Origin of the sequence: Spartinivicinus ruber, assembly GCF_011009015.1 — a bacterium.
Taxonomy (GTDB): Bacteria; Pseudomonadota; Gammaproteobacteria; order Pseudomonadales; family Zooshikellaceae; genus Spartinivicinus; species Spartinivicinus ruber.
Window position 1 is genome coordinate 3244989 of sequence record NZ_CP048878.1, and the last position, 12270, is coordinate 3257258.

A 12270-nucleotide genomic window follows, 5' to 3' on the forward strand; every position below is an offset into this window, starting at 1 on the left:
TAATTATAAGCTCTTAAGGTACTCAATTAACTGCCACCGTTGTTCTTCCGTTAATGGGGGTAATTCCGTACCATCTGCCTGAGGGGTTCTACCTGCCGCATATTCATGACCACTATTCATGTTCCCTGTAATATGGGTTTTAAACTCAGTGCCTTGATACCCTGTGTATCTGAAGCCAACCTTATTAGGGTCAAATTCACGACTTCCTACCATAAATGTATCTGGCCGGTATTTCCCCTCTTCAGAGTCTCCCTCACGCTTTTTCGGTAATAATAAGTCGTACAAACTGGGAACTGAGCCATTGTGCAAATAAGGAGCCGTTGCCCAAATGCCATTTAATGAACGTGCTTTATACGACAATAATGACTGGTAAGGTTTAGCCGTTGTATCAGGTTGATAGTTCCCTGCTTTAACGCTGGCTTTTATCGTATTATCAAAAAATGACATGCCAAGAGTATATAGCCAGTCTAACCAACGCCGGATAAAGCTTTTATCTGGGTCAGGAGTTGCCACTACGCCAGTTGTGACGGCAGTTAAAATTTGTACTACAGGAGCAGTTTGAGCAACAATTATATCGCCTACATCAGTGCCTTGATAAATATGTTTAAAATTACCAGAGTTACCTACATAATTTACACTATTGCTGGCCATGGCAATGTCTGTGCCAATCGAATCAATGCTTGACATTTTAGCAACCATTAAACGATCCCAAGCGTCTCGTTCAATAACCTCATGACACCCCTGGCAATACTGATTATAAAGCAAGCGTCCTTTTTCAACTTTTTGTTGATCAAGTTTGCCAAATATATGTTCCGGCCACTTGGGCGATTGTAAACTTCTTAACTGGTTCTCTAGTCGCTTTAAATTGGTTAAGTCAATTGATGACTTAAAATTAACTTGTTTTTTCTTATTACTTTGTCCAGAGAGCCAAGCAGCTAAACTAAAGCCAGGCTCTTTCTCCTGCCAGTCCAAAATACCAAAAACACCTATTACTTCTCCTGTATTACGACCTAATGGGCCTAGTCCTGCATTACTCGCTAATCCATTCCACTGTACAAAATCGGATTGTGGAATATCCCATAAAAATGGATAACTCACTGGTGCATTGGGTTCATTAAAAAGGGCATTGCGCACCCGTAATAAGTCTCTAAAACTTAAAGCAGGATAACCAGGCTTTTTAGATGCCAGTCGATTAATAATCGTCGCAAATTGTACATCATCAATGATAGTTTCATTAATGCCTTCTAAAACTTTATCTATTTCATTTTTTGTTAAAAACTGTCGTTGAGAAGGCCGTTTTAATATGGTTAATACATCTCTTACCTGCGATTTATTTTGTACATGTTGTAACACTCGATTATAAATACGACCAAAAGCGTCTAAGCGAGCATAGCCATATTTAACATGGCTATAATTCAAAATATTATATAATTGAATATTATTACTCCATTTGAGTAATCCTTGCTTAACCTGCTGTCTATTCGCGTAATTATTATTCAGAGCAATGACATTTGAAACAAAACGTGAAAGTTTATCCTGTTCATTCAACGTAGCTTCTATTGATTTTTGTAATTCAATCAGAAATGATACCATATCAGCCATGGCTGGACCGCCATCAATCCTAACTGCTTTGTCTTTATAATTAACCTGTCCTGTATGACAAGCAGCACAAGTAAACCCCATATAATCATGACCTTGGTAAGTATCTTTCACAAAACCAACGGGCAAACCATCAGGGTTAAAAAAGGTAGGCTTTTGCGGTAAATAACGAAATTTATCCATGTTACTAGTAGAGCGAAATAACTCTTGTGAGTCAGCCTGCTCCAACATCAAAAAGAAATCATAAGGCAGTAATCCAGAGCCCTGGGTTGTATAATAAAACCATAAACTATCTGCCTCAGACCATCCTTGATCTAAATAAATAGGGGTATCATAATTTTCATTAAACTCACCACTATTAATGGCGATTGCCCCACGGTTCGGATCATCATCCCAGTGCTGATATGTTTTACCAATAATTAACGTCACAACCATCAAAATAGCTATTGTTGCTATGATTTTGCTAAAAAGACGAAGCTTTCCTTTTATAGTCTTTCCTAGAGATAACAAGAGATGACGTAAAAACATTATTATCTTCCTAGCCTTAGGCTACTTACCCCAAATTTTTTATCAGATAATAAAAAACCAGGGAATTCAGGTTAAACAGTTTAAAATTTATTTACAGTTTTATATTATTTTAATGACACACTTCTACAGTATCACTCGTGCCACTATTACCATAGATGAGATTAGTGAAACTTTCCTAGTTTTGCTCAAATCGAATTATCTTTAGCTCTCTTTGATCAGACAAAAATGTAAGTACCTACTGCACAACATAACCAAACACTAAATCAGTTTTATTATTTAATTGTCATTAAATCTTCAAACATGGGTTGATTAGCACCAGAATAAAGCATTATATTACTGGCGATCATGAAGATTACCTAAACATGAAAGTAATAATAAATTAACAATAATATGCCTAACATATTACAGTTTCTGCTTAATGAAACAGTGCAAACGGTTGAAAATATCAACCCTAATACCACTGTACTTCATTATTTACGTAGCCATTTGAACTATTGTGGTACTAAAGAGGGCTGTGGATCAGGTGACTGCGGTGCCTGCACCGTTGTAGTCGGTGAGTTAGTTGATGGAACTATTCATTATAAAGCGATTAACGCCTGTATCACTTTTCTTGCCAGTTTACAGGGCAAACAATTAATCACTGTTGAAAGCTTAAAAAACTCAAACCTACTTCACCCTGTACAGCAGGCAATGGTTGACTTCCACGGGTCTCAGTGTGGTTTCTGCACACCAGGGTTTGTAATGTCACTATATGCTTTAGCACAGCATTACCCTATTCCCACTAAAGCACAAATTTTTACTGCATTATCCGGCAATTTATGCCGTTGTACTGGTTACCGTGCCATTGTCAATGCAGCAGCGAATATCGCTAAATCCATTCAGTCACCAACAAATAGTCAACAGCCTACAAATAGTATTGCCCAGCTTAAAACGATTAAAAGGAAGCAGCTAATTCATTTAACGGATGGCCAAAGTCACTTTTTTTCACCACAAACAATTCAACAACTAACGGCACTATTACAACATTATCCTGATGCAAAATTATTGTCAGGCGGAACCGACTTAGCACTAACAGTTACTCAGCAACAGCAGGAATTCAAGGTTATTATTTATCTTGGTAATGTCGCTGAATTAACAACCGTTAAAGAAACCTCTCATTACCTCATTATTGGTGCAGCAGTCACCTACAGCAACTGTTTTATCACCTTGAAAAAGCAATATTCCGACTTTGCTAATATGATGGAGCGACTAGGTTCCTTACAAGTTCGTAACCAAGGAACCATTGGTGGTAATATTGGTAATGCCTCCCCCATTGGCGATATGCCCCCCGTTCTAATTGCGCTAGGGGCTAGTTTAACCTTGCATCAGGGAACGTGTAGCCGTCAGTTGCCCATTACTGATTTTTTTCTCGATTATAAAGTCACCGCTTTACATCCAGGTGAATTTATTCAAGCGATTCATATTCCTAAAGCCAAGCAGGGCTATCAATTAAAAGTGTACAAAGTATCAAAACGAATTGACGATGATATATCAGCAGTATTAGGTGCTTTTTATTTAAACGTTGACAATCACCAAATAAAAGACGTCTGTATTGCTTTTGGCGGTATGGCAGCCATTCCTAAACGGGCCTACCACTGCGAAGCTGCATTACAAAATAAACCCTGGACAGCGCAGACAATAACAGCAGCAACCAATGCTTTAGAACAAGACTATAAACCGCTAAGCGATGTTAGAGCTTCAGCAAACTACCGAATGCAAGTTGCTAAAAACCTTTTATGGAAGTGTTTTTTAGAAGTTAGCACCCCCAACGTCGTAATTAGAGTTACTGATTATGCGTAAACTATCTGATATTGACACAACGCAACCTGCTATAAATATCCGTGGTGTTATAGGAAAAGCTGAAAAGCACGAAAGTGCCCATAAACACGTTAGTGGAGAAGCAGTTTATATTGATGATCGCTTAAATACCATTAATCAACTCCATGCCGCAGTGGGAAAAAGCCAAATAACCCACGGTAAAATTAAGTCCATAGATTTAACTGAGGTATATAAAGCAGAAGGTGTCGTTGCCGTCGCAACCGCCAATGATGTACCAGGCCAATTAGATATTGGTCCAGTCTTTCCAGGTGATAAACTACTGGTTAAAAACCTTGTCGAATTTTATGGACAACCGCTATTCGTCGTTGCAGCCCACTCTCATCAACAAGCATGGCGTGCTGCTCAACTGGCTAAAGTTGAATACGAAGTCTTACCCGCTATTTTAAATATTGATACCGCATTACAGCAGCAAAGTTTTGTTCGCCCACCCCATACCATGCAACGAGGTGATGCGTCAGCAGCCATTGACAATGCCCCCCATCAGCTTTCAGGTGAGTTATCCATTGGAGGGCAAGAGCATTTTTATTTAGAAGGCCAAATATCAACTGCAGTACCAACTGAAGATGAGGGTATGCAGATATTTACATCCAGTCAACATCCATCAGAAGTACAAAAATTAGTCGCTGAAGTATTGGATATTCCTTTTAATTTAGTCACGGTTGATATGCGACGAATGGGAGGTGCTTTCGGTGGTAAAGAAACCCAAGCCGCTCAATGGGCTTGCTTAGCCGCTTTACTAGCCAAAATCACCCAGCAACCAGTTAAACTCCGTTTAAATCGAAGTGATGATATGGTGATGACAGGCAAGCGTCATCCTTTTAAAAACAGTTATCGAATTGGTTTTGATCAACAAGGGCGAATTTTAGGTGCAAAGATTACAATAAACGGCAACTGTGGTTACTCTCCCGACCTATCCGATGCAATTGTCGATCGGGCCATGTTTCATACAGATAATGCCTATTATCTTGATCAAGTTAAAATTGTCGGAAATCGATGTAAGACACATATGGTATCCCATACCGCTTTTCGCGGCTTTGGTGGGCCACAAGGGATGATTACTATTGAAGCCGCCATGGATGATATTGCCCGTTACTTAGGGACAGATCCCCTGAGCATTCGAAAAATTAACTTTTATGATGAAACACCTGGCTCTCGAAGTACAACACCATACTACCAAACAGTAGAGCAAAATATTATTCCACAACTGGTAGAGAAACTTGAGCAAAGCTCAGATTATCAGCAGCGCCGTGAGCAAGTCATAGCATTTAATCAAACAAATAAGGTGCTAAAAAAAGGCTTGTCTTTAACCCCCGTCAAGTTTGGTATTTCTTTTACAGTTCAGCATCTGAACCAAGCAGGCGCATTAATTCATGTTTATACCGATGGTAGTATTCACCTAAATCATGGCGGCACTGAAATGGGCCAAGGATTGCTTACCAAGGTAGCGCAAATTGTTGCTGAAGAGTTTCAAGTGGACATTGATACCATCTGTGTGTCGTCTACCCGTACAGATAAAGTACCCAACACCTCCCCTACCGCAGCATCATCTGGTACTGACCTAAATGGCAAAGCCGCTCAAAACGCCGCAAAAACCATTAAAAAGCGTTTAACTGACTTTGTTGCTCAATATTTTAAAATTGAACCAACTGTGGTCGAGTTTATTAATAGCCAAGTTATGTTTGGAAAGCAATCCATCTCTTTTGCTGAGCTGGCACAACTGGCGTATATCAATCGCATTTCATTGTCAGCCACTGGTTATTACCGTACCCCTAAAATTCATTATGATCGCAACAAAGCAGCTGGCCGACCATTTTTTTATTTTGCAGGCGGTGCCGCTGTATCAGAAGTAATTATTGATACTCTAACGGGCGAGTACAAAGTACTAAGAGTGGATATTCTCCATGACGTGGGTAAATCCCTTAACCCAGCCATTGATATTGGCCAAATTGAAGGTGGCTTTGTTCAGGGTATGGGCTGGCTAACCACAGAAGAACTAGTGTGGAATAATCAAGGGCAATTATTAACCACTGGACCAGCCACTTACAAAATTCCTGCTGTCAGTGATATGCCAGTGGATTTTCGAGTCGAACTATTTCCTGAATACCCAAATCGTGAAGCTACTATCTACCATTCAAAAGCAGTGGGAGAACCCCCTTTAATGTTAGCCATTTCTGTTTGGTCAGCATTGCGTGATGCAGTTTCTAGTTTGTCTGATTATTCCATTAGTCCACCTTTAGATACCCCAGCAACTCCAGAACGTGTACTTAAAGCAGTGGAATTCATCCAAGCCAAAACCAACCAGGAATGCAGTGAAAATGAATTGGGTTGAGGCGATTAATCAGCTTAATACGTCAGGCGATGCCTTTGTTTTAGTCACACTATTGGTTACTCGTGGTTCTACTCCAAGAGATGCTGGCACAAAAATGGTGATCAGTGCAGATGCAACATATGACACGATTGGTGGTGGGCATTTAGAGTATCAGGTCATTGCCACTGCCCAAAAAATGCTAACAGAGCAACAGCCTCAACAACACTTGGCATATTTTCCTTTAGGTCCTTCCCTAGGACAATGCTGTGGGGGGAGTACTATCGTATTATTTGAGCAATTTAGCGCCAACCAAGTGAATATTATGTTGTTTGGGGCTGGTCATGTAGGACAAGCATTAGTTTCAATTTTAAGTGAATTGCCCTGTCACGTTAGCTGGGTGGATAGCCGCCAAGCACAATTTCCATCGACTATTCCCAGTAATGTCACAACGATTACGAGTGAATACCCAGCAGATGAAGTAAATTTGATGCCTGAAAATAGCTATTATCTGATCATGACTCACAGTCACCAACAAGATTTTGATATTTGTGAAGCTATTTTAAAACTTAATCATTTTGGCTATTTGGGACTGATTGGCTCGAAATCTAAACGGCAACGTTTTAAACAGCGTTTAACCCTTAAAAACTTTACTGACAAAATCATCAGTCGTATCCACTGCCCAATGGGACTTGATGAAGTTCCTGGTAAACGACCTATGGAAGTAGCTGTTTCAATTGCTGGTAAAGTTATTAACCACTATCAACAGAATCAATCAAATGAAGAAGCACTGAAAGTAAAACAACAAAGTATACACTGGAAACAACTAAAGTCAGTATTGACTGATAATAACTTATAAATCAACTTAATTAAGTTATTACTAGTATTATAAGATTATGGGAGTGTAAACCGTGCAACAAAAAACAAGCTATACTCTATCAAAAATAAAGAGAGTAAAATCAAATCAGCTATCAGTGCCTTTGCCTGTTTTCACCCATGCTTCAATATTTAATGATATTATCTATACATCATGTATCCAAGGTTTTAAGCCTGGTCATTTAGAGCCCATCAGTCAAGAAGCCAGCGATCAAGCTAAACAAATTATGGAAAATTTATCACTTCTTTTAGAAGAGTCAGGTAGCAATCTGTCTAATATAATTAAAATGACATTATTTTTTACTAATCTTGATGATGATTTTCAATCTGTAAATCAAGTCATTAATAGTTATTTCCCGACAGATGCTCCCGCTAGAAGCTCTTTAGGTGTTAGCCACCTACCGAAAGACTGTAAAATTGTAATTGAGTGCATGGCTGCAGCTGCTAAGGATAACACTTTATGAGTAGCATTCCGTGCAGTATCATTGGCGCAGGTTGTATGGCCAGTACTATGGCCCACAGTTTAAGTAATAGTGGGCACTTTTCCATAAAGAAAATTTATGACCCTAATAAAGAAAAAGCTATTTTTTTTGCTAAAGAATTTCAATGTGAAGTGTCTACCTCTCTTGATAGTGCTGTGACAGGAACTAAGTGTTGCTATATTGCATCTCCGCCCGCCCATCATAAAAATGCTTTTATTATCGCCTTGCAGAAAGGTAACCATGTATTATGTGAAAAGCCTTTAGCATTAACCTCAGTACAAGCAGATGAAATACTTGCCGCATCTCAAACTGCAGCTTCTAAAGGTATTGTAACAGGAATAAATTTTCCTATGGCATTTGTTAGTGCCATTACTACTTGTAAAAATCTACTACATCAAAAGTATTTAGCTCATCTTCACAAAATAGAACTGAAGCTACATTTTCCTGTTTGGCCTAGACCGTGTACAGGTGCATCCCAGAACTCTTGGCTAAATAATAGACACGAAGGCGGCGTCATTCGCGAAATAGTGCCACATTTTATTTATGGGCTACTATATATACTTGATAAACAATTAACAATTGAAAGAGTTAACACAATAATTTCATACCCAGAAAACAAACCAAAACACTCAGAACAGAAAGTTCATGGTTTACTAGAACTTACCGACAAGACCCAAGTTCACCTTGATATATTAACAAATTTCTCTCAAGACAAAGAAAGTATCACTTTAGAATTTTTTGGCACACAAGGGTACTTAACTATCGAGAACTTTCAGTTTTTAAAAGGCCGGAAAAACCAAGAGCCACTAACCTTATTAGATGACTCTGGAGTTAAAAATCCAGAAGCATTCATGGAGAGCAAACATATTGTTGAAGCATTTAAAAAAGCCATTGATGGTGAGCCTAATAATCTTCCAAGTATAACTGAAGGTCATAAAGTTCAAAAGGTAATAGATGCTATTCACCTATCTGAAGGAAAATGGATCCAGTTATGCTAAATAAAGGCTATATTTATCTATCATTAGCTCAAATTGCTGTCGCGACTAACGTTATTCTTGGGAAGTTTTTAAGTTTTAGTCTTTCTTCATTTGTTTATGTAGGATCAAGGTTTTTTGTTAGCAGTATCATTTTCCTAATACTATTTGCAGGACAAAAACAAAAAAAAATATTAACAACTAACGGCAACAAGAAAAGTCTATTGTTACTGATTGGATACTGTTTAAGCGGTGGCTTTTTATTCAACATACTTTTTTTTGAGGGACTAAGTTCAACCAGTGCAACCTCAGCAGGCATTATTGGGAGTGTACTCCCTTGTTTCATTGCTTTTATGGCTTTTGTTTTTTTACAAGAGTCCCTTAGCTCAAAAAAAATTTTAAGCATAATATTAGCCTGCTTAGGCATTTTAATTTTAAACACTGGTTTTAACAATAATTTTTCATTAACTTTCAATAGAGGAGATATTTTTATACTCATCGCAATGATTCCACAAGCGATATATAGCATTATAAGCAGAAAAGCCAGAGGCCAATTTCATATCATCACAGCAGCACTCATGTTAAATATTTCCGCACTCATCTTATTTTTCCCTATCAACTTTAAAATACTAGAAAATGACCAAACCCAATTAAATGCCTTACTCGACACATTTAATATAACGCTAATTTTCTTTAGCGGCGTATGCAGTTTTTTGTTTTTTTATTTATGGACACTTGGACTTCAAAAGGTAGAAGCTTCTATAGCTGCCATTTTTGGAAGTATTTTTCCGCTTTTCACAACAATACTCGCAGTTACGTTTTTAGAAGAAACGCTAAGTATTTCAGATACTATAGCAATGGCCTTGATCATTAGTTCAATATTACTTGGCGCACAGTCTGCCACTAAAAACACTAAAGTATAGTCATTTTCTAATAACTGATCAAATAAAAAATAAGTAACACACAAGAATATTATTTTTCAAAAAGACTTACTAACCGTTGTGATGGAGAAATTTTTATGAGTCAGATAACCACCCATGTATTGAACACTACTCTTGGCCAACCAGCCTTTAATGTATCCATCAGTTTAAGTTGGCAAACAGGTGATGGCTGGGAAATGTTAGCACAGGGAAAAACCAATCATGATGGCCGTATTCAAGACTTATTAGACCCCGATCAAGTCTTAGCTGAAGGAACTTACAGAATGCACTTTGATACTCAAAGTTATTTTGAACAACAGGGAATTACTGCCTTTTATCCTTACGTAGACATTGTGTTTTGTATTAGAGGGAATGGAGAACATTATCATATTCCCTTACTACTAACTGCCCATAGCTATACCACTTACCGTGGTAGTTAATACACAACGTTAGCCGCTTATTTTGATTAAAGTGGCTGAAAATATAAAGTATAAAAGTGAACTAGTGATAACAAAATAATGGAAACATATATAACTGAATGGCTTAATTTATTGCTGCGATTTTTACACGTCATTACTGGTATTGCCTGGATAGGTGCCTCTTTTTATTTTATTTGGCTAGATAATCACTTGGAAAAACCGCCTCAATGGAAAGCTGATCAAGGGATTAAAGGTGATTTGTGGGCCATTCATGGTGGCGGTTTTTATGAAGTGGCTAAATATCAGCTGGCACCTCCCCAAATACCGTCCACCCTACACTGGTTTAAGTGGGAAGCTTACTCCACCTGGATCACAGGCTTCTTTTTATTGACACTGATGTATTACGTCGGGGCGGAAGTTTATTTGATTGATAAACGAGTCGCCGACTTAAATCAGTGGCAAGCCATTAGTATTGGCTTAACGGTAATCTTTGGTGGCTGGTTGTGTTATGACGTATTATGTAATACCAAACTAGCAAAGCATGGTGCAATTTTAGGTATTATATTACTCACCTTAGCCACTGCCATTGCTTACTTGTTAACCCATATCTTCAGTGCCCGCGGGGCTTATATCCATATGGGAGCAGTTATTGGCACAATCATGGTGGGGAATGTGTTCCGTGTTATTATTCCCTCGCAAAAAGCCCTAGTTGACGCAGTGAAAGTAGGTGGAAGGCCTGACCCCAAATTGGCGACTAACGCTAAATTACGTTCAACTCATAATACCTACACTACCCTACCACTGATTTTTATTATGATCAGTAATCACTATCCAATGACTTATAATCATTCATTTAACTGGGCTGTTTTAATTGCTATTATTATCATTACTGCATTGGGCAGACAGTATTTCGTATTACGTCATACGGGTATTCACAAGCCCAGTATTCTGGTTGGCGCTGGAGCTGCCACGGTAGTACTTGCCTTAGCTATTATCCCTTCCCACCTTATTTATTCTCAATCAACAAGTGCTATCGAGCAAACAAACATAGTAGAAAATCAAACGGCAGAGACAGATAAATCTGTTGATATCACTCATGTTGAGGAAGTAATAAAAAATCGATGCAGCAGCTGCCATTCACACAACCCAACGGATGATGTATTTCAAGTGGCACCAGCTGGGGTGCTACTTGATAATATTTTGGTGATGCAACAATGGGCACCTCGCATTAAAGCCAGAGCAATTGACTCTGAAGATATGCCCTTGATGAATAAAACAGGGATGACAAAATCAGAAAGGGAATTAATTTCCCGATGGATTGAGCTAGGCTCACCTAACAGTTAATGAAATGACTAGCTTTTTTGCAAACTAACTACACTATCAGCAGTTGTCTGGCTAGAGCGAATGGTTTTAGCCAGTACAACACCTCCTATTGTAATCATTAATGAGCCTATAACTGCAACTGGTTCTGGAATTTCCCCAAATATCAAAAAACCAATCCCCCCAGCAAAAACTATTCCACAGTAATTTACTGGCGCCACCAGTGATGCTTCAGCACATCGATAGGCTTGCACCGTACAATGTTGTGCAGCAATTGCGATCGGTCCAAGCAACATAAGTCCAATTTGCTCAATCACAGTAACAGATTGCCAACTTGCTACTCCAGGAAAAGCAAAAATAACAATACCTAGTCCATTAATATAAAACAGCATGGTTAAAGGAGATTCTTGGCTAGCCAACAACTTGATGAAAATCATTTCTGCTGCAACAAGACATGCTCCAAGTAAAGCCATGCCTACTGACAAATTAATAAAGAAAATACTAGATGTATATTTTTGCTGACCATGGACAATTAGGAAAGCCCCTAATGCACAGCAGGCAATAGCAACCCAACGAATAGGTGAAACCGTTTCACCTAATAGTAATACAGCAAAGAGCACAATAAACATATTTTGAGTGAGACTAATTGCAGTTACATCAGCTAATGGTATATTCATTGCCGCAAATAACAGACATGTGATACCACCTATACCTGATACTGCACGTGCCATATGTAAGAAAAGACAGGATGTAGTGAGTGTTTCTCGAAAACTTAATCTTTTATTCAATGTTATCATCGCAAAGAGAATTACAAAACCACTCAAATAACGCATAAAAACAATTTGAAAAACAGGTATATCAGTTCTTGTCAGCTTTCCAGATGCCAGGACAAGTGATGCCAGGAATGCTGCTACCAACATCCAACCAACTCCCACCAGCTCCTTTTTATACCACCAATACATTGGGAAC

Annotated in this window: 10 protein-coding genes; 8 read left to right on the forward strand and 2 right to left on the reverse strand. The window is 38.5% G+C overall.

The features are described 5' to 3' along the window. Positions 1 to 3: 3 nt before the first annotated feature. Entirely contained in the window at positions 4 to 2034 is a 2031-nt protein-coding gene (locus G4Y78_RS15050; protein ID WP_222937503.1) for a di-heme-cytochrome C peroxidase, read from the reverse strand. Positions 2035 to 2517: 483 nt separating this feature from the next. On the opposite strand from G4Y78_RS15050, the gene xdhA reads away from it, so the two are divergent. The 8 genes from xdhA to G4Y78_RS15090 all read left to right on the forward strand — a co-directional run bounded on the left by xdhA (position 2518) and on the right by G4Y78_RS15090 (position 11325). Continuing rightward, the gene (xdhA, locus tag G4Y78_RS15055) at positions 2518 to 3966 is read left to right on the forward strand and encodes a xanthine dehydrogenase small subunit (protein WP_230425600.1); all 1449 of its coding nucleotides are present in this window, start codon (positions 2518 to 2520) and stop codon (positions 3964 to 3966) included. Next, on the forward strand, positions 3959 to 6334 hold the full coding sequence (gene xdhB / locus G4Y78_RS15060; protein ID WP_163833802.1) for a xanthine dehydrogenase molybdopterin binding subunit: 2376 nt from the start codon (positions 3959 to 3961) through the stop codon (positions 6332 to 6334). The genes xdhA and xdhB overlap by 8 nt, the downstream gene beginning before the upstream one ends. Further along, positions 6321 to 7169: a xanthine dehydrogenase accessory protein XdhC gene (gene xdhC, locus G4Y78_RS15065; RefSeq protein ID WP_222937504.1), complete on the forward strand. Its 849-nt coding sequence runs from the start codon at positions 6321 to 6323 to the stop codon at positions 7167 to 7169. The genes xdhB and xdhC overlap by 14 nt, the downstream gene beginning before the upstream one ends. 52 nt (positions 7170 to 7221) lie before the next feature. Beyond that, entirely contained in the window at positions 7222 to 7650 is a 429-nt protein-coding gene (locus G4Y78_RS15070; RefSeq protein ID WP_163833804.1) for a Rid family hydrolase, read from the forward strand. Beyond that, positions 7647 to 8666, forward strand: coding sequence for a Gfo/Idh/MocA family protein (locus tag G4Y78_RS15075; protein ID WP_163833805.1), 1020 nt, complete (start codon positions 7647 to 7649; stop codon positions 8664 to 8666). Before G4Y78_RS15070 ends, G4Y78_RS15075 begins: the two co-directional genes overlap by 4 nt. Next, positions 8660 to 9565, forward strand: a complete 906-nt coding sequence (locus G4Y78_RS15080) for a DMT family transporter (protein WP_163833806.1) — start codon at positions 8660 to 8662, stop codon at positions 9563 to 9565. The genes G4Y78_RS15075 and G4Y78_RS15080 overlap by 7 nt, the downstream gene beginning before the upstream one ends. A 95-nt stretch (positions 9566 to 9660) precedes the next feature. Continuing rightward, positions 9661 to 10002: a hydroxyisourate hydrolase gene (gene uraH / locus G4Y78_RS15085; protein ID WP_163833807.1), complete on the forward strand. Its 342-nt coding sequence runs from the start codon at positions 9661 to 9663 to the stop codon at positions 10000 to 10002. Between the two features lie 78 nt (positions 10003 to 10080). Then, the gene (locus tag G4Y78_RS15090) at positions 10081 to 11325 is read left to right on the forward strand and encodes a urate hydroxylase PuuD (RefSeq protein WP_163833808.1); all 1245 of its coding nucleotides are present in this window, start codon (positions 10081 to 10083) and stop codon (positions 11323 to 11325) included. 8 nt (positions 11326 to 11333) lie between these two features. On the opposite strand, the gene G4Y78_RS15095 is transcribed toward G4Y78_RS15090, so the two are convergent. Further along, positions 11334 to 12263: a DMT family transporter gene (locus G4Y78_RS15095; protein ID WP_163833809.1), complete on the reverse strand. Its 930-nt coding sequence runs from the start codon at positions 12261 to 12263 to the stop codon at positions 11334 to 11336. Between the last annotated feature and the right edge of the window lie 7 nt (positions 12264 to 12270).